The 22,280-nt window shown below is 42.6% G+C and carries 22 protein-coding genes; 2 read left to right on the top strand and 20 right to left on the bottom strand.

Features of this window, described 5'->3' with window-relative positions:
- Positions 1 to 36: 36 nt before the first annotated feature.
- The 19 genes from umoD to yceD form a co-directional block, all read right to left on the bottom strand.
- On the bottom strand, positions 37 to 501 hold the full coding sequence (gene umoD / locus Xmir_RS04540) for a UmoD family flagellar biogenesis regulator (protein ID WP_099113232.1): 465 nt from the start codon (positions 499 to 501) through the stop codon (positions 37 to 39).
- Positions 502 to 1,228: 727 nt separating this feature from the next.
- Positions 1,229 to 2,533, bottom strand: a complete 1,305-nt coding sequence (locus tag Xmir_RS04535; protein ID WP_099113231.1) for an NAD(P)/FAD-dependent oxidoreductase — start codon at positions 2,531 to 2,533, stop codon at positions 1,229 to 1,231.
- Between the two features lie 425 nt (positions 2,534 to 2,958).
- Positions 2,959 to 3,981, bottom strand: coding sequence for a beta-N-acetylhexosaminidase (gene nagZ, locus Xmir_RS04530; protein ID WP_099113230.1), 1,023 nt, complete (start codon positions 3,979 to 3,981; stop codon positions 2,959 to 2,961).
- Between the two features lie 81 nt (positions 3,982 to 4,062).
- Positions 4,063 to 4,947, bottom strand: a complete 885-nt coding sequence (locus Xmir_RS04525; RefSeq protein WP_244170853.1) for a phosphotransferase — start codon at positions 4,945 to 4,947, stop codon at positions 4,063 to 4,065.
- Positions 4,910 to 5,479 carry a penicillin-binding protein activator LpoB gene (gene lpoB / locus Xmir_RS04520; RefSeq protein WP_099113228.1) on the bottom strand — a complete coding sequence of 190 codons (570 nt, stop codon included), beginning with the start codon at positions 5,477 to 5,479 and terminating at the stop codon, positions 4,910 to 4,912. Before lpoB ends, Xmir_RS04525 begins: the two co-directional genes overlap by 38 nt.
- Before the next feature lie 50 nt (positions 5,480 to 5,529).
- Positions 5,530 to 5,880, bottom strand: coding sequence for a purine nucleoside phosphoramidase (gene hinT / locus Xmir_RS04515; RefSeq protein ID WP_099113227.1), 351 nt, complete (start codon positions 5,878 to 5,880; stop codon positions 5,530 to 5,532).
- A gap of 25 nt (positions 5,881 to 5,905) precedes the next feature.
- On the bottom strand, positions 5,906 to 6,685 hold the full coding sequence (locus tag Xmir_RS04510; protein WP_099113226.1) for a metal-dependent hydrolase: 780 nt from the start codon (positions 6,683 to 6,685) through the stop codon (positions 5,906 to 5,908).
- A gap of 22 nt (positions 6,686 to 6,707) precedes the next feature.
- Positions 6,708 to 7,697, bottom strand: a complete 990-nt coding sequence (gene holB / locus Xmir_RS04505; RefSeq protein ID WP_099113225.1) for a DNA polymerase III subunit delta' — start codon at positions 7,695 to 7,697, stop codon at positions 6,708 to 6,710.
- Complete coding sequence (gene tmk / locus Xmir_RS04500) at positions 7,694 to 8,335, bottom strand: dTMP kinase (protein ID WP_099113224.1); 642 nt, start codon at positions 8,333 to 8,335, stop codon at positions 7,694 to 7,696. The genes holB and tmk overlap by 4 nt, the downstream gene beginning before the upstream one ends.
- The gene (gene mltG, locus Xmir_RS04495; RefSeq protein WP_099113223.1) at positions 8,332 to 9,357 is read right to left on the bottom strand and encodes an endolytic transglycosylase MltG; all 1,026 of its coding nucleotides are present in this window, start codon (positions 9,355 to 9,357) and stop codon (positions 8,332 to 8,334) included. The genes tmk and mltG overlap by 4 nt, the downstream gene beginning before the upstream one ends.
- 75 nt (positions 9,358 to 9,432) lie before the next feature.
- Entirely contained in the window at positions 9,433 to 10,260 is an 828-nt protein-coding gene (pabC, locus tag Xmir_RS04490; RefSeq protein ID WP_099113222.1) for an aminodeoxychorismate lyase, read from the bottom strand.
- A 170-nt stretch (positions 10,261 to 10,430) separates the two neighbouring features.
- Positions 10,431 to 11,672: a beta-ketoacyl-ACP synthase II gene (gene fabF, locus Xmir_RS04485; RefSeq protein WP_099113221.1), complete on the bottom strand. Its 1,242-nt coding sequence runs from the start codon at positions 11,670 to 11,672 to the stop codon at positions 10,431 to 10,433.
- Positions 11,673 to 11,746: 74 nt separating this feature from the next.
- A complete protein-coding gene (acpP, locus tag Xmir_RS04480; RefSeq protein ID WP_012989255.1) occupies positions 11,747 to 11,983 on the bottom strand; it encodes an acyl carrier protein in 237 nt (78 codons plus the stop codon).
- A 161-nt stretch (positions 11,984 to 12,144) separates the two neighbouring features.
- Positions 12,145 to 12,879, bottom strand: a complete 735-nt coding sequence (gene fabG / locus Xmir_RS04475; protein WP_047962910.1) for a 3-oxoacyl-ACP reductase FabG — start codon at positions 12,877 to 12,879, stop codon at positions 12,145 to 12,147.
- 11 nt (positions 12,880 to 12,890) lie between these two features.
- Entirely contained in the window at positions 12,891 to 13,820 is a 930-nt protein-coding gene (gene fabD / locus Xmir_RS04470; RefSeq protein WP_099113220.1) for an ACP S-malonyltransferase, read from the bottom strand.
- Positions 13,821 to 13,838: 18 nt separating this feature from the next.
- The gene (locus tag Xmir_RS04465; RefSeq protein ID WP_099113219.1) at positions 13,839 to 14,792 is read right to left on the bottom strand and encodes a beta-ketoacyl-ACP synthase III; all 954 of its coding nucleotides are present in this window, start codon (positions 14,790 to 14,792) and stop codon (positions 13,839 to 13,841) included.
- Positions 14,793 to 14,799: 7 nt separating this feature from the next.
- Positions 14,800 to 15,852, bottom strand: coding sequence for a phosphate acyltransferase PlsX (gene plsX / locus Xmir_RS04460; protein WP_099113218.1), 1,053 nt, complete (start codon positions 15,850 to 15,852; stop codon positions 14,800 to 14,802).
- Between the two features lie 29 nt (positions 15,853 to 15,881).
- The gene (gene rpmF, locus Xmir_RS04455; protein ID WP_004247080.1) at positions 15,882 to 16,052 is read right to left on the bottom strand and encodes a 50S ribosomal protein L32; all 171 of its coding nucleotides are present in this window, start codon (positions 16,050 to 16,052) and stop codon (positions 15,882 to 15,884) included.
- A gap of 12 nt (positions 16,053 to 16,064) precedes the next feature.
- Positions 16,065 to 16,589 (bottom strand): 23S rRNA accumulation protein YceD, encoded by a 525-nt coding sequence (yceD, locus tag Xmir_RS04450; protein WP_099113217.1) that lies wholly within the window; start codon positions 16,587 to 16,589, stop codon positions 16,065 to 16,067.
- Positions 16,590 to 16,733: 144 nt separating this feature from the next.
- Between yceD and Xmir_RS04445 the strand changes: the two genes are divergently transcribed.
- A complete protein-coding gene (locus Xmir_RS04445; protein ID WP_099113216.1) occupies positions 16,734 to 17,327 on the top strand; it encodes a Maf family protein in 594 nt (197 codons plus the stop codon).
- On the opposite strand, the gene rluC is transcribed toward Xmir_RS04445, so the two are convergent.
- The gene (gene rluC, locus Xmir_RS04440; RefSeq protein WP_099113215.1) at positions 17,321 to 18,277 is read right to left on the bottom strand and encodes a 23S rRNA pseudouridine(955/2504/2580) synthase RluC; all 957 of its coding nucleotides are present in this window, start codon (positions 18,275 to 18,277) and stop codon (positions 17,321 to 17,323) included. The genes Xmir_RS04445 and rluC overlap by 7 nt on opposite strands.
- Before the next feature lie 557 nt (positions 18,278 to 18,834).
- On the opposite strand from rluC, the gene rne reads away from it, so the two are divergent.
- Positions 18,835 to 22,149: a ribonuclease E gene (rne, locus tag Xmir_RS04435; RefSeq protein ID WP_099113214.1), complete on the top strand. Its 3,315-nt coding sequence runs from the start codon at positions 18,835 to 18,837 to the stop codon at positions 22,147 to 22,149.
- The last annotated feature ends 131 nt before the right edge of the window (positions 22,150 to 22,280 follow it).

Raw genomic sequence — 22,280 nt, 5'->3', positions numbered from 1 at the left:
TAACCCTCTACTAAAGAGTATCGTGAACGTATTATTCTACTGTACCTTTAAAATTAATTGGCCTTTCTCATTTAAAGGGATCGTTTCCCCTGGTATATATGGTATCCTGATTTTCCCTGTTTTATCTCCGATACGATAAACGACATCGTACCCAACAACACGTGGTTGCTTAACATCAACGATGACACAATTTTTTAGCTCCGAATGCTTTAACGCAGGGTATTCCCTCTTTACTTTTAAAGTATTAATAAGTGTTAATATACGATATTCATGATTCGGTAAAAAACTTTCCGTAATATCTTTTGCTGTAGCAGGAATGGGAGATACTGTGATATGGCAATAGGATTGACTAACCGCAACAGTTGATCTAATAGGCTTCGAGTATAATACTTGTGCAACGCTGGGACGTGGGGATTCAAAACAGAACGTTACAGCAGTACCAATAATGGCAATAGTAATTATTGAACCAATTACATACTGTCTTATCTTTAATTTAACCACATAGCACCTTGATATATTAATAGTTTTACCGATATTTTATGTAAGCTAAAAATGCGCTAAATTCGTTATTTAAGAAAAATCCTATTTCCTTAATCTAATATAATAAAATCATTATCATTCAGTAAGGAGATTTAATTTTATATTCTTCGCTTCTTTTCTGTGCCAAAAAATTGTAACACAATGAAAAATAAACATTATCATAGAATAAGATGTGATATATCTATATGTTATATAACTACAAACTGAAGTGTATTAATACAACCAGTAAAGCGGTAACTCGAAAAATGAAGGTCATATATCATTTATAATGTATCTAATTCTAACAGCCAGATCAAAGTCATGATACTACAGTAACCTAACTAAAACTGGCTTTATTACAACGATTAATTAGATACACTGATAAATTGTTTCATTTACCTACAGGTAACGCATATGCAATTGAGTTATCTGGGCTTATTGTTTTTAATATATAAATAATAACAACCTCATTATGTTAATATATTTTATATATAACAATAATGAGTTAACTCAAATGGATGGCTGTAATTATATTAAATACAGTTTTATTCATTATAATAAATAACTGCGATTGATTTAGATAAGAATAATTATGATATGTATAACAATAAATATAATAAGCAGGAAAATGGCTCATCTGGGTTGATTATGTCTAGATGAACCATTTTCAGCTAATTCTCTTAGCTAACTCAGTCTCTCAGCTAACTAATTAGTGTAACTTCAACCGTGGACGAATAACACGGTTAATTCCACCAACCAACATCATCAATCCTGTTTTAATATATCCGTGCAAAGCGACTTGGTGCATCCGATACAAGGAGATATAAACTATACGGGCAATACGGCCTTCCACCATCACTGATCCACGCATTAAGTTCCCCATCAGGCTACCAACCGTACTGAACTTCGATAATGAAACCAATGAACCATGATCTTTATAAACATATTCTTTCAATGGTTTTTCATTCAGTAATGCCAGAATATTATCATAACAACGGCTTGCCATCTGGTGAGCGGACTGAGCCCGAGGAGGAACAAATCCACCTTCTTTTTTCGGGCATGATGCACAATCCCCAATGGCGAAAATACGATCGTCCAGTGTGGTTTGCAAAGTTGGTTTCACCACTAATTGGTTAATACGGTTTGTTTCCAATCCGCCAATGTCTTTCATAAAGTCTGGTGCTTTAATTCCTGCCGCCCAGACCATCAGGGAAGCTTTGATCTGCTCACCATCTTTAGTATTCAAGCCATGTTCATCAGCACTGGTCACCATTGTCTTGGTTAAGACCTTGACGCCAAGCTTAGTCAATTCTTGATGGGCCGCGCCAGAGATACGCGCCGGCAATGCAGGCAAAATTCGCTCACCAGCTTCAACCAGAGTCACATTTAAAGCATCTGAACTCAGGCTTTCAAAGCCATAATTATGAAGCTGCTTGACCGCATTATATAACTCAGCAGAAAGTTCAACACCTGTTGCGCCGCCACCAACAATCGCGATATTCACTTTTTCTTCTGCACATTGATTTGCAGAGTATTTCAGGAATAAATTCAGCATCTCATTGTGGAAACGATGTGCCTGCTGCGGGTTATCAAGGAAAATACAGTTTTCCTTCACTCCAGCCGTCCCAAAATCATTCGACTGGCTGCCCAATGCCATGACAAGAATGTCGTAGGCCAACTCACGCTCTGGTACCAACAAATCACTGCCTTCATCACGGATTGCCGCCAAAGTGATTTTTTTCTCTTCACGGTTAATATCCGTGAGCGTACCTAGCTGAAAATTGAAATAATGGTTGCTGGCATGCGCTAAATAGCTCAGTGCATCAACACCATCATCCAGGGAACCTGTTGCTACCTCATGTAATAACGGTTTCCATAAATGGCTGTTGTTGCGATCCACCAAAGTAATTTCGGCTTTTTGCTTACGACCCAATTTATGTCCCAAACGCGTTGCCAGCTCTAAACCACCAGCGCCCCCACCAATGATGACAATTCTTGTCTTTGGCGTTGTCATGACTACCCCACTGAAAATACAACATAATGTTATGTAAGGTGCTAAACCCATTTTTTTGAGTAAAAACCTTGGATAACGTCCTTAAATAACACCAAGTCAAACAAATTTCATACTGCAAATATCTCCAGAATATCATGGCAGGTCAGTTGGTCATACCAAAAATAGCTTCAATCAAATTCTTTTGATTAATTAGACAACAATCACAAAATTTGTATGATAATTTTCAATTAATTAGATATAAATCAGATTTATGAATAATTAACATTGTAAATGTTAATATTATGTGAATATGGGATTTTCAGGGCAAAATATCAAAGTTATTGAAGAGAAAGGTGAGAAATAGCATTATTGAAGAAAAGTCGGGAATAAGATCACCAATGGCACCCCTATTCCCGACTTTATTGAAATAAGCCTATATTATTCAATCATGATTCACATCTTAGCCATTTTTCGCACAGACCGTGTAAGGCTTTATTAGCCTGTTGCCAACGGTCAGATTTCTGCAATTCTTCCAGACTAAATTGTTTACCTTGATGATATAACCGTGTGACTTTACCTGAGTCGATAATCGGAAGGTTATCCAGTACACTGACAGCCCCTTCCCGATTGTTACACACCAAGATCATGTCACAACCAGCATTTAATGAAGCTGTTGCGCGCTCGGGGTAACTCCCCATAACTGCGGCACCTTCCATTGATAAATCATCAGAAAAAATGACACCTTCAAAACCCAGTTGCTCACGCAATATAGATTTCAGCCAATACGGCGAACCACTAGCAGGGCGATGATCTACTTGAGGGTAAATAACATGGGCAGGCATGATGGCGTCCAGCAGATTGCGTTGGATAAAATCACGGAATATCACCATATCGTGACAACTAATGGCATCCATTGAACGATTGTCCCTCGGTGTTTCTTTATGAGAGTCTGCCGTCACTGCCCCATGTCCCGGAAAATGTTTACCCGTCGATCTCATGCCCGCAGAATACATGCCCTTGATAAATTTTTCTGCCATTACCATTGCAGGTTCAGGCTCTTCATGAAATGAACGTTCTCCAATTGCCGTACATTTATGCCCCAAATCCAGCACTGGCGCAAAACTGATATCGATGTCCATTGCAATCATTTCTGATGCCATCAGCCAACCAGACTCTTCTGCCAAATGTGCTCCCATAAGCAAATCATTCATACAGGCAAATGACTGTGCTGCGGGTAAACGAGTGAAACCTTCATGAAACCGCTGAACACGCCCACCTTCCTGATCCACTGCAATCACCAGACGATGACGGGAAGCTTCGCGAATTTGACGAATTAATTCGCGTAATTGTTTTGTATCGTGGAAATTGCGGGTAAACAGAATTAAACCGCCCACTAATGGATGTTGCAGAATTTCTCGTTCTTCATTATCCAATTCATAGCCAACAACATCTAACATTACTGGACCCATAGCATTCCTCACTTCTTTTTATTGGTTGCCATATTATCGTTGATTAAAATTCCACCCGCGCACTACGCCAGTGTCAATTTGTTACGACAGTTTAAAAGCATGGCGCAAAGGATACGCCAGTGATAAAAATTGTTGCTCTTTCGTTTGCTGCCAGCGTACTTCATACCACATCAGCATCATGTATCTAACCCACGACTCCCATCGTTCAATCTGCTGCTGTAATCGTTGGATATCTGAATATCCTGACATTTGGATGCAATAATAATTCAAAAAGGTTTTTTGCTGTAGTTTATCCCATTGATTTCCTTTAAATAGAACAGCCAATGAGAAACCAATATCAACATCAGCAGCATATTCCCAGTCGATCAATTTTAGCCCATCTTTGGTCATTAACAGATTATCAGGGTGAACATCCATGTGAGCCGGAGCGATTTTTAATGTGGCTGGCATTCTGGCAGCCATAAATAATTTATGCAGGCGTAACCAACGAGGGGACAGACGTCTCCGATCTATTTGCTGCCATTGATATGCAATTTGCTGCTTAAGCTTAAGGGGATAGCCCAATGGAGAGTGGCTGTGAAGAGTGGCAAGCGTTTGAGCCAATGATTTCTGTATAGCTGGTGAACTCAATGTATCAGCGTCTACTTTTGTTCCCTTGAGCCATTCCAGCAATAACCAAGTTTCGTTCGTCGCCAGTACCTTAGGTGCGACACCAGTAGGGGTTAATCTGCGCAAAATCTGATTTTCCCGCTGACGGTTTACCCCCAACGTACTACTATATGATGTTTGTGCACGTCCAACCATCTGACGAACACCATCCGTAATGTAATAACTTGCCTGTGTCAGACCCGTTAATGGCCTAATTTCCCAGGAATCTACTGGAATATCAGGCCATTGCTGAGACAACATCTTTAACAAAGAATGATGGTTAGTTAACGTCACCACGACCAGACCAGAGTATCTCACCGGTTTTAACCAGCATCAGTTGCATCTCTATGTCACGCTGACCATTATGGCTGGAAATTGCGGTATACAAAACATAATCAGCATTCAAATAACGCGCGAGACCAATAGATTTACTGCGTAACCCCAAGCTATCTTCCGATGACAACCCCAAAGCCTGCCGGGCAGTATGGACTTGAGATTTCGGGACAACCTGAAAGACTTGTTTGTTACTGATTGCATCCGTAATCGCATCTGTCGCTTTCAGTGTCCGCAATGAACCATTGGTATTATTTTTGACAGAATCAACAAGCAATACTTTTCCTGCTTCCACGCCGTTGGCCCCAACCATCTGCTCTACCAATGGCTGGACGACACTATTCCAATTAATAGACTGGATCTTAGGGGGTTGAGGAACTTTTTCCGATGGTTTTACTGGTGGTTCCTGTTTTTTCTTTGGTTCCACTGGCGTAACAGGAGCAGGCTGTTGCGTTTTTTCAATTACACAACTTGCCAGCAACATTGCTGATAATATAACAAAGAGAATTCTTTTCATTAATCTACCCCAGTTACATCGCTACCTTGTACCGATACTCATGAATAATATTATTTTGCCAAAAGCGGGCCTAGTGGCCGTCCACCCACTAAATGCATATGGATATGGAAAACTTCCTGACCAGAGTGACGATTACAGTTCATAATCAAGCGATAGCCATCTTCTGCAATGCCTTCATCTTTCGCTATTTTTGCTGCAACCGTAAATAAACGACCCAAAGCAAGCTCATGCTCAGCGGTGACATCATTAACAGTCGGGATCAGCACATTAGGAACAATCAAAATATGTGACGGTGCTTGTGGGGAAATATCACGGAATGCTGTGACTAAATCATCCTGATAAATAATATCAGCAGGAATTTCACGGCGAATAATTTTGCTAAAAATAGTTTCTTCTGCCATCTCATTTCTCCTTTTCCACTTAATTTTATGCAATATTGACATGAAACAGTTCACAAAAGTTTTTTGTGGTCACTGCTGCCAATTCTTCAATACTAACGCCTTTTAAAACTGCCATATATTCAGCAACATCACGCACATAAGCAGGCTGATTCTGTTTGCCGCGATAGGGAACAGGTGCTAAATAAGGTGAATCAGTTTCCACCAAAATGCGGTCAAGTGGTACAAATCTTGCCGCTTCTCGGATCTGCTCTGCATTGCGGAAGGTAACAATACCAGAAAAAGAGATATAAAATCCCAAATCAAGCAAAAGCCTTGCTGTTTCTTTATCTTCTGTGAAGCAGTGCAAAACACCACCACATTCTTGCACTTTCTCTTCCCGCAACACCATCAGTGTATCGTCCCTTGCCTCGCGGGTATGCACAATCACTGGCTTGTTCAGTTCACGACCGATACGGATATGCTCACGAAATGATGTTCTCTGGAGTTCAGCGTTTTCTTTCTGATAATAGTAATCCAACCCCGTTTCACCCATTGCGATGACATCCTCATCCGCAGCCAAACGGGCGAGTTCCTCAAAATTATAACCTTCATCCAGATTCAATGGGTGGATGCCACAGGAGTATGCTACATTTTCTCGTTTGCCAATCAGGTTTTTCATTTGTTGAAATCCTGGCAATGTAGTCGCTACTGCCAACATATACTTAACATCGCGTTCTGCGGCTTTAGCCACGACATCATCTACACTTTTGTGTAATGTTTCATAATCAAGGCAATCGAGATGACAATGTGAATCAACTAAAAACATAATATGCTCATATCTAAATAAGTTACTGTGTGAGGCCGAGTTGCTTTTCCCAATTGAGTAATTGTTCTGTCAGCAATAATTCACGATTGATACCCACCACAGATAATAATTGATGACGACAACGTATCCAATCATCAACCGTGCTTAACAATCTTTCCGCATTTTGAGCAGAGGCAAGGAGATAAATCAAAGCCTGCTGATCTTGGTTAACGCAGTAATGTTGCACTTGCTGCCGACATTTTACAGCATCTGATAATAAACTGATCAACCAATGCAAGGATTGCTGTACATCATCACGATTCAACAATGGCAAAAGCGACAAGGTATCACTATTACGTAATGCCTGTGTAATTGCCTGACAAAGTGAATTTCTTTGATGCCATTTTTCAGTCTGAAGCAATTTTTCCGCTGCCAGTGGCGCTCCCTGAGAAAGTCTTAACGCTGTCTGCGCATCCAGCGATGATACGGACGGAAGCTGATTTTTCAGCCAGTAAAGCCCTATAGAATTTTCAGGCGCAGGGAGGAAATAATAAAAACAACGGCTACGCAGTGTTGCCAGCAAATTTGTGGGATGCTGACAGCGCAACAGAAAATACGTGTTTTGAGGTGGCTCTTCCAAAGTTTTTAATAAGGCATTGGAAGCAGCATCAGTCAGGGATTCTGCTGATGGCAACCAGGCAATTTTTGCTCCTCCTTGCTGAGAATACTCATAGAGTTTTTCACTAAGCTGACGCACGGCATCCACTCCAATGATATTTTTTCCCTTTTCAGGAGCAAGAACATGCCAGTCAGAGTGGGTTTCTGCCAACATTAAATGGCAGCCGTGGCATTTGCCACAGCTTTTCAGACCCTGTTTATTCTGGCACATTAACCAGCGGCTCAATCCATACAATAACGCATCTGCACCCGTCCCTTCATGCGCATGAAGTAAAATTGCATGATGCCCCCGCCCTTGTTGGTGGAATTCAACTAATTGACGGTACGCATGATTAAGCCACGGATACCAATTCATGCCTGCGTTTCCTGTTCTTTTAACCAATTAAGTAAGGTATGACGAATATCATCCTGCACTTTCTCTAATGACTGAGTTGCATCTACCTTTCTGATGCTGTCATTCTCCGCCACTAATTCGAGATACTTTTCACGTGTGCGATTGAAAAAATCCAACGATTCTTTTTCAATACGATCCAATTCACCACGTTCACGAGCGCGCTGTAACCCTACTTCTGGCGGTAAATCAAGATAGATAGTCAAATCAGGATAAAAATCACCTAATGCAGCTTTGCGCAATGATGCCATCAGGTTTTGATCAATACCACGACCACCACCCTGATAAGCTTGAGAAGAAAGGTCATGACGATCACCAACAACCCAAGTTCCCTTTGATAACGCTGGCTTGATGATGTTTTCTACCAATTGAACTCTGGCAGCATATAGCATCAATACTTCTGCTTTATCTGTCAGTAATTCGCCTTCGACTCCCTGTTTAATTAGCTGACGTAACTTTTCTGCCAGTGGTGTTCCACCAGGTTCACGGGTAAAAATCAGGTCGGAAATACCATACTGTTTCAACGTATCAACAATTGTTTGGATCGCAGTCGTTTTCCCTGCGCCCTCAAGCCCTTCGATTACAATAAATTTGCTGTTCATTTATCCTGCTTTAACTTCTGACGATAAAGATTTACTGCCTTATTATGTGCTACCAGATTAGTGGTGAATGTATGGCCGCCATTGCCATTCGCAACAAAATATAAATATTCAGTAGCGGCAGGATGGGCTGCTGCCTTAATCGAAGCCAAACCTGGCATAGCAATAGGTGTTGGCGGCAATCCATCAATCATATAGGTATTATATGGCGTAAGGGTAGTGAGATTGCTGCGAAAAATCGTACCTAAGTATTTATCTCCCAAGCCGTAAATCACTGTCGGATCAGTCTGTAACCGCATCTTTAACCTTAAACGATTCAAGAATACAGAAGCCACTTTGGTACGTTCAGATTCAATCGCTGTCTCTTTTTCGATGATGGATGCCATGATCAACATCTCATAAGCATTCTTATACGGGAGATTCGGTTCGCGGTTTTTCCACTCCTGATCCAGTACCGTTTTCATTTTGTTATGCGCCCGCTTGAGTAATTCCACATCACTCGTGCCTGCTGTATACAGATAAGTATCGGGATAAAACCATCCTTCCAGTGATTTTCCTTCTTTCATTCCTAATGTATCAGCCAGCTCCTGCGCAGTTTTGTTTTCCGCTTCATGCTTTAAGTATGGCGCATTCTGCAAGATTTTTGACCAATCAGAAAGGCGACTCCCCTCCACAAAACGGATAGTAAATTGGGTTTCTTTACCACTGGCAAACAACTGCAAAACGGCTCTTAAGGACATCCCTTTTTGCAAACGATAAGTTCCCGCCTTAAATTTTGCCAGTTCAGGCTTAAGTCGAAATAACCACGGCAATAATCGATTATCTTCAATTAATTTCTGCTGGATCAGTAAGGTTTCCAGACCTGTACGCCCAGCGCCCGCCGGTACAGTAAATATAACCTCTTGATTAAGAATAATATCCTTATCTGCAAAGTCTTTTATTTTTTTCACAAAAGAAAAGAATACGATCATAGCAATTGCGATAATCAATCCGGGTAAAATGAGAAGGCGCTTTTTTAGTTTCATTCGGTAATCACTTTTATGTGTGCTTCAATGATGAGGACTAAATAGCTAAAAACTTAAGCATTATTTAATTAAAAATTAAAGTGTTAAACATTCTGGTAATAAAAATTCATGCAGCTCCCTTGATTGATATTTCCACGCAGGTTGATATTTGTGTGCTTGAATTTGATTTACTGGAACCACGGGCATCAGAGAATTACAGATAATCACTTCATCGGCATGAGCCAGTGCTTCAGGATAACGCATAACAAATGACAGGCTATAATCACTGTCTGCCAATAATTCGATTATTTTTTGCCGCATAATCCCTTCCACGCCACACTGGCTGAGATCTGGCGTATAAACATTTTTTCCTTTCCGCCAAAAAATATTCGCAGTACAGCACTCAACCAATAGACCATCACTATCAAGCACCAGTGCTTCATCCGTTTTGGATTGTTCAATGAATCTTTTGATCAAAACTTGTTCCAAGCGATTCAAGTGCTTAATACCCGCAAGGTAAGGATTAATCCCCATGGAAATAGGGCTAAGAGCCAACGCAGCACCATTTTGACGCAAGGTAATATATTGTGCAGGATATGGGTTCAAAGAGAGAATCTTTGTAGGTTCAATTTCATGGTCAATACCGTAACCACGCCCTCCAGCTCCTCTGGAAAGAATAACCTTCAGAACACCTGATTCACACCCTTGCACTACTTGTTTAATATGACTCTCAAGCTGCGTCCAATCCGGTGCTGGCATAAACAGTTTTTCAACGCCTTTTTGCAACCGTTTTATATGCAAAGGCAACAAAGCGGGTTGTTCTTGCTCAACTCTTATTGTAGTAAAGCAACCATCACCAAATTGTACCGCGCGATCATTCACAGGCAATTGATCACACTGATTACCATTAATCCAATACGTCATTTTAACTTCTTATTTTCGATAAAAAGGCGTGATAACCTCAACTATTAAGGGGCGTTATAATAGTATAGGAGTCCGGACAGTGCAAAAAACCATAAAAAAACAATCCGTCAGAAAACAGATGTAAAAAAGCCCCAACAAATGTTGAGGCTCTTTATAAACACAAAGCGTTTTTAGATCTTACGGAAGATCAATGACCCATTAGTGCCACCGAAGCCGAAAGAGTTACACAATGCGTATTCCATTCCTTCAACTTTACGCGCTTCACCTGGAACTAAATCCAAATGACAGTTCTCATCCTGATTTTCCAAATTAATGGTCGGAGGAACAATCTGATCACGCAGGGAAAGAATAGTGAAAATAGATTCAACCGCTCCCGCAGCTCCCAGTAAGTGGCCTGTCATGGATTTGGTTGAACTCACCAATACCTTAGTGCCTTCACCAAAAACAGACTCAACCGCTCGAGCTTCTGCAATATCACCAACTGATGTTGAAGTACCATGAGCATTAATGTAACCCACCTGTTCTGGTGAAATACCCGCATCTTTCAGGGCATTTTCCATCGCTAAAGCAGCACCAGCTCCATCTTCAGGAGGTGATGTCATGTGGTAAGCATCACTACTCATGCCAAAGCCAACAACTTCAGCATAGATTTTTGCACCACGCTGTTTGGCGTGTTCATATTCTTCAAGAACGACAACACCTGCGCCATCGCCCAGAACAAAACCATCACGATCTTTATCCCAAGGACGGCTTGCACCCTGAGGATTATCGTTACGGGTTGATAATGCTCGTGCAGCACCAAATCCGGCAATACCAAATTCTGTGCTGGCTTTCTCTGCACCACCCGCCAGCATAATATCAGCATCATTATAAGCAATGATACGAGCCGCATGACCGATATTATGTACACCAGAAGTACACGCGGTTGCGATGGAAATGCTAGGGCCACGCAGACCATAAAGGATGCTCAGATGGCCTGCCGCCATATTAATAATGGTCGAAGGTACAAAGAATGGGCTGACCTTGCGAGGCCCCGCCGAAAGCAATGTACTGTGGTTTTCTTCAATCAGGCCCAAACCACCAATACCAGAACCAATAGCAGCACCAAAGCGGCTAGCATTGGCTTCTGTTACTTTGATTCCTGCATCTTCAAAGGCTTGTATGCCTGCAGCAATACCATACTGAATAAAGAGATCCATCTTCCGCGCTTCTTTACGCGAAATATTGAAATCTTCATGATTAAAATTCTTCACCACACCAGCAAATTTAGTTGCATGGTTAGAGGCGTCAAAATGTTCGATAAGGCCGATACCACTCTGTCCGGCACAAACAGCATTCCAAGAAGATTCTACTGTGTTGCCGACAGGAGATAACATGCCTAGTCCGGTCACGACTACTCGACGCTTAGACACGGTTATCCTCCAGGGAGGGAAAAAATTTAGGACGAAAAACATAGGCGGTCGAACGACCGCCTAGGTATGTGTGCTTATTTACCTGCGTTTTCAACGTAGTCAATAGCAGCCTGAACTGTGGTGATTTTTTCAGCTTCTTCGTCTGGGATCTCGATATCGAACTCTTCTTCCAGAGCCATTACCAGTTCAACTGTGTCAAGAGAATCAGCGCCCAAGTCATCAACAAATGAAGCTGTGTTCACAACTTCTTCCTCTTTAACACCCAGTTGTTCAACGATGATTTTCTTAACGCGTTCGTCGATAGTGCTCATACTATTAAATTTCCTATCAAAACTCGCTTTTGCGATGGTTTTCGTAGTTTATAAAATACAGGAAAAGATGCAACCAAATCCCGGCTGGTCGAACCACAATCTGCTTCTTTCTGCTTCTTTTTGTACAAAAAACGCATCAAAAACAGAGGGTTCGCTCATTTTTAGATCATGTACATGCCACCATTGACATGCAATGTTTCACCCGTAATGTAAGCGGCCTCGTCAGAAGCAAGAAACGCTACAGCACTGGCAATTTCTTTTGCATCACCGAGACGATTAGCAGGAATTCCAGCAGAAATACCTGCACGTTGTTCGTCTGTCAACGCCTTTGTCATATCTGTTTCGATAAAACCAGGTGCAACAACGTTGACGGTGATGCCACGAGAAGCGACTTCACGAGCCAATGATTTACTAAAACCAATAACTCCTGCTTTCGCTGCCGTGTAATTCGCCTGCCCTGCATTTCCCATCGTCCCAACAACAGATCCAATGGAAATAATACGTCCATAACGTTTTTTCATCATAGAGCGCATTACTGCTTTTGACAGACGAAAAATCGAAGAAAGATTAGTGTCAATAATATCTTGCCACTCATCATCTTTCATGCGCATCAACAAGTTATCACGAGTGATGCCAGCATTATTAACCAATATGTCTATTTCACCAAATTCAGCACGAATATTCGATAGTGCATTTTCAATAGATTCTGAATCTGTGACATTCAGTACAAAACCTTTGCCTTTATCACCAAGGTAGGAGCTGATTTCTTCTGCTCCCTTTTCACTGGTTGCAGTGCCAACAACACATGCACCACGTGCAGCCAATAATTCAGCAATCGCGCGACCTATACCACGGCTAGCGCCAGTGACCAGTGCAATTTTTCCATCAAAGCTCATGTTTTCCCCAGTCATTTATTCAGAGCAACTGTGAGTGATGATACATCATTTACTGCTACAGCACTTAAAGTATCAACAATTCGTTTAGTCAACCCAGTCAATACCTTGCCCGGCCCAATTTCCAACAATTGTGCAATATTCTGTTCGGCAATATATTCAACTGATTCTGCCCAGCGCACAGGATTATACAACTGACGAACCAGCGCGTCGCGGATAGCATCGGCAGATTGTTCCACTTTTACATCAACATTATTGACGACAGGGAACTGTGGCTGGTTAAATACAACTTCTTGCAACGCAGAAGCTAATTGCCCGGCGGCAGATTTCATGAGTGCACAATGCGAAGGCACACTAACAGCCAGAGGCAATGCACGTTTTGCGCCAGCCGCTTTACATGCGGCTCCCGCACGCTCTACGGCGTCTTTGTCACCTGCGATCACTACTTGACCAGGCGAATTAAAGTTAACAGGTGAAACTACCTGACCCTGTGCTGATTCTTCACATGCCTTTGCAATGGATTCATTATCCAAACCAATAATGGCATACATCGCTCCTTGCCCTTCCGGTACAGCGTCTTGCATCAGCTTTCCACGCAACTCAACGAGCTTGATGGCCTGCTGGAATTCAATCACGCCAGCACAAACCAGTGCTGAATATTCGCCAAGGCTATGGCCCGCCATCATGGAAGGAGCTTTTCCTCCCTTTTCCTGCCATACTCGCCAAATCGCTACTGAAGCGGCCAACAACGCAGGTTGGGTTTTCCACGTTTTGTTCAGTTCTTCTGCTGGCCCTTGCTGAACCAATGCCCATAAATCATATCCCAAAACCGCAGAAGCCTCTGCGAAGGTTTGTTCAACCAGTAGGAATTCTGCGGCCAAATTCGCCAGCATCCCCAAAGACTGAGAACCTTGACCGGGAAACACCATTGCAAAATCAGACATGTCTATCTTCCTGTTAAATTAAAAACGTACTAGCGCTGAGCCCCAGGTAAAGCCACCGCCGAATGCTTCAAGTAAGATAAGCTGGCCACGCTGGATTCTTCCATCACGCACCGCTTCATCGAACGCTGTCGGAACAGATGCAGCCGAAGTATTGCCATGACGATCCAGTGTGATAACCACTTTATCCATTGTCATATCCAATTTCTTGGCTGTTGCCGAAATAATACGCAAGTTAGCTTGATGAGGAACCAGCCAATCAAGCTGGGTGTGAGCCAAGTTATTAGCTTCCAATGTCTCATCAACGATATTAGCCAATTCCCGGACGGCAACCTTAAAGACTTCATTACCAACCATCGTAACGTATGCTGGTGTATCACCCTTCATTTGTCTCTGATGAGGCAACGACAACAAATCACCATAACGACCATCAGCATGAAGATGGGTAGATAATATACCTGGCTCCTCTGAAGCTCCGACCACCATTGCTCCCGCAGCATCACCAAACAGGATAATTGTACTGCGATCTTCAGGATCTAAAACTCTTGAAATAATGTCGGAACCAATCACCAATGCGTGCTTAGCGGCACCAGTTTTAATAAATTTATCGACAACACTTAACGCATAAGTAAAGCCCGCGCATGCTGCCGCAACATCAAAAGCTGCAACGCCCTGAATTCCTAATAACTGCTGAATTTGGCAAGCAGCACTTGGGAAAGCGTGAGTTGAGCTTGTTGTCGCAACAACGATTAAATCAATTTGTGTTTTATCGATACCTGCCATTTCAATGGCTTTTTCAGCGGCTTTAAACCCCAGAACTGCAACGTTTTCATCTTCAGCTGCAATACGGCGTTCACGAATGCCAGTCCGCGTGACGATCCACTCGTCAGACGTATCCACCATTTTTTCCAAATCTGCGTTAGTACGCACCTGCGCAGGCAAATAACTGCCCGTACCTAAGATTTTTGTATACATTTATGTTTTATTCACTCTTGGGTAATACTGCATCCAACCGGGCAGCAATTCTGTCAGGAACTTGTTTCTCTACAGCCTGTACTGCTTGATCAATAGCAGCCTTAAACGCATGTTCATTGGCAGCACCGTGACTTTTTATGACGATGCCACGCAACCCTATTAATGTTGCTCCGTTATATTGATCAGGGTTTAGATGCCCAAACCGTCTGGTCAGCTGTTTCAGCAACCATTTTTTGAATATCTTCATCTTGAATATTTTCATCAACCAAGATGAATTTTTCTGCTGACCACCCGGTGATTTTACCAGAGATAGAATCACTCTGATCGCACCTTCCATCGTTTTCAGCGTAACATTACCTGCGAAGCCGTCACATACGAGCACATCAGCTTTGCCTGTCAGTAGCTCATTTCCCTCCACATAACCTATGTAGTTAATTGCCGGGCTATTGCGTAAGGTCATAGCAGCTTCGCGGATATTATCCAGCCCTTTGGATTCCTCTTCCCCGATATTGAGTAATGCAACACGAGGATTATTAACCCCTGCAACATACTCCGCCATTACGGCGCCCATAATCGCAAACTGAACTAACATACCGCTATTACAATTAATATTAGCTCCTAAATCCAATACAACGGTCTTCTGTTGTTTTAAATTAGGTATCACTGTCATTAATGCAGGCCGTTCAATTCCTTCTATGGATTTCAGCATCAATTTGGCCAATCCCATCAAAACCCCTGTATTTCCCGCACTGACACAAGCCTGCGCTTCACCCGATTTAACTAAATTCAGAGCAATGCGCATTGAAGTACCATGGCTGGAACGAATAGCCTGGGAAGGCCTTACATCGTTGGAAACAACGTGTTCCGCAGGGATTATTTGCAAGCGACTGAGCAGCTCAGCATTTTTATTTGCAAGCAAAGGAGAGATGGTTTCGGGATTACCGACCAACAACAATTTTAGTTGTGGATTAGACGCCAGTGCCTGCAATGCAGCAGGCACCGTGACGCGAGGACCAAAGTCCCCGCCCATTGCATCTAACGCTAAGGTTAGATTAGCCAAGATATCAACTTGCTAATAATTAGCTGAAATTACTTGTTGATTACCTTGCGGCCACGGTAGTAGCCATCAGCAGTCACATGGTGACGCAGGTGAGTTTCACCAGAAGTTTTGTCTACAGAGACATGTGTTGCAGTCAGTGCGTCATGAGAACGACGCATACCACGTTTAGAACGAGTTGGTTTATTCTGTTGTACGGCCATTGACCTTACTCCTTAAGTACTTTTCTTTAAACTGGCTAATACGGCAAATGGGTTTGGTTTTTCTGCTTCAAGAGGCAGAACACCAAATACCATGTCCGCGTCGGACACTTCACAGTGTTCAGAATCATGTACCGGAACCACCGGCAGAGATAGAATTATTTCATCTTCAATCATTGCCAGCAAATCTATTTCGCCAAATTCATTAACGTCAATTGGCTCATACTCTTCCGGTAATGCTTCAGCCCGCTCATCATTGACGACAGGGCTAAAACAATACGTTGTGTGAACATGATGACTGAAATTACTGCCACAACGCTGACAACGAAGCGTGACATCCACATCAGAATGCCCTTTTACAACTGCCAGACGCTGATTATCAATTTCAAATGATAATGAGTTATCTACATCACTATCCACACTGACCACAGATTCTGCAATACGAGAAACTTGCCCAGCAGAATAACTACCTTGGTAGTCCAATCTTTTCTGAGCTGCTCGAAGCGCATCGATGGTCAGGGGTAATTTTACCTTTTGCATAAGGCGCGCATATTATCTTTGTAATGAGACATAGTCAAAGAAAAAGGCCACACATCTACACCTTTCCGCCAAAAATTCGCTTATTAAGCGGCGTATAGTTTAAAATGTCTGCGAATATTTCTCTACGTATTTTATGGAAAAATGATGCTTCCGATTGTTTTATCATCAACTTCTGTATATCGCCGCCTATTATTGGAAAAAATAGGATTACCTTTTACTTGTGCCTCTCCCGATATTGATGAAAGTCCGCAGGAGAACGAAAGTCCAGAAAATTTAGTTATGCGGCTAGCACAGACAAAGGCCTGTTCATTACAGTTGAATTATTCTAACCATCTTATTATAGGTTCAGACCAAGTTTGCGTTTTAGATAACAAAATTACAGGCAAACCCCATAATTTTGAGAACGCTTTCATTCAACTCCAAAAAGCCAGTGGGAAGTGTGTCACCTTTTATACGGGGATTACGCTGTTAAATAGCAAAACCGGGAACACAGATACCCGTTGTGAGTTATTTAATGTTTATTTCAGAGAACTTACTGAAACAGAAATCATTAGCTATTTAAACAAAGAGAAACCTTTCAATTGCGCCGGCAGTTTTAAAAGTGAAGGGCTGGGAATTATGTTATTTGAAAGGTTAGATGGTAAAGACCCCAACACACTTATCGGATTACCATTGATTACTTTGACAGACATGTTTATCCGTCAGGGGGTCAACCCACTGACGGAATACTCTTATTGATTATTTTGCCGCAATATTTTTAAACATTGCTTTAATCTATCATCCATTGGCGCTTCGAAACGTAACGTTTCGCCCGTAGAGGGATGAGTGAACTTCAATGAACTTGCATGCAGAAACAGGCGGTTAAGGCCTGTTTCTGCAAGCTGTGCATCAAATGCTCTATCACCATAGCGATCATCGAAAGCAATAGGGTGGCCCGCATGTAAAGTATGCACACGGATCTGATGCGTTCGCCCTGTAACCGGGCTTGCTCGCACTAATGTAGCAAACGCATACCGCTCTTCAACTTTGAAACGCGTCTCAGAAGGTTTGCCTTCACTACTGACTTTGACTACCCTTTCCCCACTTTGCAAGATATTTTTCAACAAGGGGGCTTCTACGACTTTACAATGAGATTGCCATTGCCCGCGAACTAAAGCCAAATAGTCTTTCTGCATCTGTTTCAAACGTAACTGTTCATGCAGAGTTCGCAACGCAGAGCGCTTTTTGGCAATCAACAAAATACCCGATGTATCGCGATCAAGACGATGCACCAACTCAAGGAAACGTGCTTCCGGGCGCAGCGCACGCAATCCCTCAATCACCCCGAAACTCAGCCCACTACCACCGTGTACTGCCGTTCCAGAGGGTTTATTAATGACCAGAATATGGTCGTCTTCGTACAAAATACACTCTGCCAGAGCAGCCACTTTATCCAATTTCGCAGATACAGGGGTTTCCTGCTTTTCTGCAACTCTGACAGGCGGGATTCTGAGAACGTCACCTGCGGTCAATTTATATTCAGGTTTGACTCTTCCCTTGTTAATTCGAACTTCACCTTTTCGCAAGATTCGATAGATCATGCTCTTAGGTACACCTTTTAAACGAGCCAGCAAAAAGTTATCAACTCGCTGACCTGCTTCATCGTCATCAATAGTGACAAACTGTACAATTTGATTATTTGTTTTCATGGGCGAGATTCTAATTATCCAACAAACATAGTGCCACTCATTTTTAAATATGACTAAATAACATCCATATTTTCTTACTTCATTATTCCAAGTGTCTTAGGATAAAGGCTAAAGATTAACAACTTATCACTATTTCCTAATAAAAAAGCCGCAAAGCGATAAAGTCACCTTGCTATCACCCCAATAGCAATGGAATAATGCTTTCTGGCCACAGTTTACTAAACTATGAATGGCAAGATTGAAATTGTTTGTTATCTGTTTGTTTGAACAAAAACGCAGCAATGGCGTAAGACGTAATGTTTAAACAAACAATTTATGGGCTGCGAGTTGCAGCTTACTGGATTGGGTAAAATCTGTACCAATTTATTACAGTGTCCCAAATAAAGAGCGCTGTATTTAAATGAAATTCAGGCTCACCGACAAATAGGCGCCTCTATACAAACGATAGCCGTGAGGCTGGCGGTTTTGTAAAAGACACGAGGCCATCGGTAACCAGTAGCGCATCTCTTTTTTGCTCGCAGCTCTATATTAATGTAAAAAATAATGAGTAAGTTAGAATGAAAAGAATGTTAATCAACGCAACCCAACAGGAAGAGTTGCGTGTTGCCCTTGTTGATGGGCAGCGTCTTTATGATTTGGATATTGAAAGCCCAGGACACGAGCAGAAAAAGGCCAATATTTATAAAGGTAAAATTACCCGGATTGAACCTAGTCTGGAAGCTGCTTTTGTTGATTACGGCGCAGAACGGCATGGTTTCCTCCCCATTAAAGAAATTGCTCGCGAATATTTCCCAAGTAATTATCACTCCCATGGTCGCCCTAATATTAAGGATATCCTTAAAGAAGGTCAGGAAGTCATCGTTCAAGTTGATAAAGAAGAACGCGGCAATAAAGGTGCAGCCTTAACAACCTTTATCAGTCTGGCTGGCAGCTATCTGGTTCTGATGCCAAATAACCCAAGAGCAGGCGGAATTTCTCGCCGTATCGAAGGTGATGATCGTATCGAATTAAAAGAGGCGCTTTCTTCTCTTGAAGTTCCTGAGGGGATGGGGCTTATCGTCCGTACCGCAGGTGTAGGCAAATCTGCTGAAGCCTTGCAGGGAGATTTGAACTTCCGTCTGAAACATTGGGAAGCAATTAAGAAAGCGGCAGACAGCCACCCCGCTCCATTCCTGATTCATCAGGAAAGCAATGTTATCGTGCGGGCCTTCCGTGATTATCTGCGGCCAGACATCGGCGAAATCCTGATTGATAACCCGAAAATCCTTGACTTAGCACGCCAACACATCACTGCTCTGGGCCGTCCTGATTTTGCCAGTAAAATCAAGTTGTACAGCGGTGAAGTTCCCCTGTTCAGCCATTATCAAATAGAGTCACAAATTGAATCAGCTTTCCAGCGTGAAGTTCGTTTACCTTCCGGCGGTTCAGTGGTCATTGATACGACTGAAGCCTTGACCGCAATCGATATTAACTCATCCCGCTCAACCCGCGGTGGCGATATCGAGGAAACGGCCTTTAATACTAACTTGGAAGCTGCTGATGAAATTGCCCGCCAATTGCGTTTGCGTGACCTCGGTGGCCTCATTGTTATTGACTTTATTGACATGACGCCTGTTCGCCACCAGCGTGAAGTTGAAAATCGGTTGCGTGATGCGGTACGCCAAGATCGGGCTCGTATTCAAATTGGCCGAATTTCCCGCTTTGGCCTATTGGAAATGTCACGCCAGCGTTTAAGTCCATCTCTGGGCGAATCCAGTCACCATGTCTGCCCTCGTTGTAGCGGCACAGGAACTATTCGCGACAATGAATCACTTTCCTTGTCAATACTGCGCCTCATTGAAGAAGAAGCACTAAAAGAAAATACACATCAGGTTCATGCTATTGTTCCGGTACAAATTGCTTCCTACTTACTGAATGAAAAGCGTAAGGCAGTCAGCGCAATTGAACATCGTCAGGGTGGTGTAGGCGTTGTTATTGTTCCGAACGATCAGATGCAGACCCCGCATTTCTCCGTTTTACGTGTTCGTAAAGGTGAAGAAATTTCTGTTTTAAGCTATATGCTCCCGCAAGTTCATGAAGCTGAAATGATAAACGTTCAAGATGACGGTCAGCATGAGCGTAAACGTCCAGAACAACCTGCCATTTCAACGTTTGATCTGCCGGCAGAAACACCAGCACCTGTTGTTGCAAAAGCAAAAGAGAAAAAGACAACTGTTAATAATCAGAAGCAAGCTGAAAAACCTGGGTTATTCAGCCGTTTTGTTTCTGCCCTGAAGAAAATGTTCAGTGGTGAAGAAGAAAAACAAACTCAGGAAAAGGGGAGAAAACCTTCTGGTAACGATAACCGTCGCTCAGCAGACCGCCGCAACTCTCGCCGCCAGAATCAACGCCGTGAACGCAACGAGAATGAAACTCGCAATAACCGTGAACGTGATGAACAACGCAAGGGCCGCAATGTTCAGCAGAAAAATAATGCTCAAGAAAACCCGGCAATAGACAATGAAGTTCGTGAAGCACAGCAACAACAACGCCGTGAGCAACGAGCTGAACGTCAGCGTCGTCGTCAGGAAGAAAAACGCCAGCAACAACTGGAAGCCAAAGCTCAACAGGCAACAAATAAACCTGATGTTGTCGAAGAGGAAGTAGAAGAGCTCCAGCCTGTCATGCCTCGTCGTCAACGTCGCCAGCTTGAGCAAAAAGTACGTATCACTGATGAAGTGAAAAAAGAAGTCAGCATTGCAGCTTTACCAACAGTAATGCCTGAAACTGTATCAACAAACACAGGAGAAGCGCAAAAAGCTAAAGCGCCTGTCCCTGCCGTTATCGATACGAATATTGAAGCAGCAAATCAACCCGCTATGCCACAAAGCCCGGTTGCACAAAATGCAGCTTCACAAAATAATGAGCAACCAGATAACACGATGCCACGTCGCTCCCGCCGTTCGCCACGCCACTTACGTGTCAGTGGTCAACGTCGTCGTCGTTATCGTGATGAACGTAATCTGACTCAATCACCCGTGCCATTGACAATGGCTGTCGTTTCACCAGAGCTGGCATCAGGCAAAGTTTGGGTTCGTTATCCTGTTACACCAGTAACATCTGTTGAGCTTGAAACTCCGGTAGCTATTGATACCATTGAAGAAAAAACAACATTTGTGCAGCAAGAAAATGTGATTCTAATGCCAGCAGTAGTTGAATCTGCGCCTGCTTCAGCAAAAGTTCATATTGAGGTTGCTGAAAAACAAGATGTCACTACTTATGATAAAGCTGAATCAGCCAGCAATGATGCGTCTATCATGATACCTGTAGAACCGGAACTTGAAACATCTCAAGTTGCAGAACCGGAAATCGCGGAACCTATTATCAATCATCATGAAAAACATCAGCCAGAAGTTGTAGGTGATACTACACCTCATAAAGCCGTATTCCATGAAACTGTGCCTCATGAAACCATATCTCATGAAACTATACTTCATGAAACCATGCCCCATGAGACAGTGCAGCATGATAATGCAGCATCATGTGATGCTGAAGAAACACGTCACCCTGCGGAAGCCATCATTGTGACGCCTATTCTTGAACAGGAACATCATGAAGAACAACCAACTGTCGCAACGGAAGTATGCGCTAAGGCAGAGGAAGTTAAAACGGAAGAGGCAAAAGCTGCTGAGTCTTCGATTATCGTGGAAAAAAATCATCACGCTTATTCCCCAATGACGAAAGCGCCGGCACCAGATATGGCAACAAAACCCGTTGTTATCACTGAATGGCAGCGCCCTGCTTATCCATTCAAAGGTAAAGGTGGTGCAGGTGGACATTCTGCAACAAATATCGCAACTTCTGCTATGTCGAAACCACAATCATTCGAATAATCAGGTAGTGTGATTTTCTGTAGAACTCAAATTGGCTCCTCTTGTTAGGAGCCATTTTTTTATCCATATACGATAAATATAAGCCAATTTAATTTTATTTAACCAACTATTCCAATAAAATTAGATGGTTA

Source organism: Xenorhabdus miraniensis, from assembly GCF_002632615.1.
Note: the sequence above shows the minus strand (reverse complement) of the source record. Positions and strands in the feature narration are given on the sequence as shown.

Excerpts from the sequence above, each read along its gene's own strand:
- Xmir_RS04535 (WP_099113231.1), bottom strand. The coding sequence starts at position 2,533 with ATGACAACGCCAAAGACAAGAATTGTCATCATTGGTGGGGGCGCTGGT.
- nagZ (WP_099113230.1), bottom strand. The coding sequence starts at position 3,981 with ATGGGTCCAGTAATGTTAGATGTTGTTGGCTATGAATTGGATAATGAA.
- lpoB (WP_099113228.1), bottom strand. The coding sequence starts at position 5,479 with ATGAAAAGAATTCTCTTTGTTATATTATCAGCAATGTTGCTGGCAAGT.
- hinT (WP_099113227.1), bottom strand. The coding sequence starts at position 5,880 with ATGGCAGAAGAAACTATTTTTAGCAAAATTATTCGCCGTGAAATTCCT.
- Xmir_RS04510 (WP_099113226.1), bottom strand. The coding sequence starts at position 6,685 with ATGTTTTTAGTTGATTCACATTGTCATCTCGATTGCCTTGATTATGAA.
- holB (WP_099113225.1), bottom strand. The coding sequence starts at position 7,697 with ATGAATTGGTATCCGTGGCTTAATCATGCGTACCGTCAATTAGTTGAA.
- tmk (WP_099113224.1), bottom strand. The coding sequence starts at position 8,335 with ATGAACAGCAAATTTATTGTAATCGAAGGGCTTGAGGGCGCAGGGAAA.
- mltG (WP_099113223.1), bottom strand. The coding sequence starts at position 9,357 with ATGAAACTAAAAAAGCGCCTTCTCATTTTACCCGGATTGATTATCGCA.
- pabC (WP_099113222.1), bottom strand. The coding sequence starts at position 10,260 with ATGACGTATTGGATTAATGGTAATCAGTGTGATCAATTGCCTGTGAAT.
- acpP (WP_012989255.1), bottom strand. The coding sequence starts at position 11,983 with ATGAGCACTATCGACGAACGCGTTAAGAAAATCATCGTTGAACAACTG.
- fabG (WP_047962910.1), bottom strand. The coding sequence starts at position 12,879 with ATGAGCTTTGATGGAAAAATTGCACTGGTCACTGGCGCTAGCCGTGGT.
- fabD (WP_099113220.1), bottom strand. The coding sequence starts at position 13,820 with ATGTCTGATTTTGCAATGGTGTTTCCCGGTCAAGGTTCTCAGTCTTTG.
- Xmir_RS04465 (WP_099113219.1), bottom strand. The coding sequence starts at position 14,792 with ATGTATACAAAAATCTTAGGTACGGGCAGTTATTTGCCTGCGCAGGTG.
- rpmF (WP_004247080.1), bottom strand. The coding sequence starts at position 16,052 with ATGGCCGTACAACAGAATAAACCAACTCGTTCTAAACGTGGTATGCGT.
- yceD (WP_099113217.1), bottom strand. The coding sequence starts at position 16,589 with ATGCAAAAGGTAAAATTACCCCTGACCATCGATGCGCTTCGAGCAGCT.
- Xmir_RS04445 (WP_099113216.1), top strand. The coding sequence starts at position 16,734 with ATGCTTCCGATTGTTTTATCATCAACTTCTGTATATCGCCGCCTATTA.
- rluC (WP_099113215.1), bottom strand. The coding sequence starts at position 18,277 with ATGAAAACAAATAATCAAATTGTACAGTTTGTCACTATTGATGACGAT.
- rne (WP_099113214.1), top strand. The coding sequence starts at position 18,835 with ATGAAAAGAATGTTAATCAACGCAACCCAACAGGAAGAGTTGCGTGTT.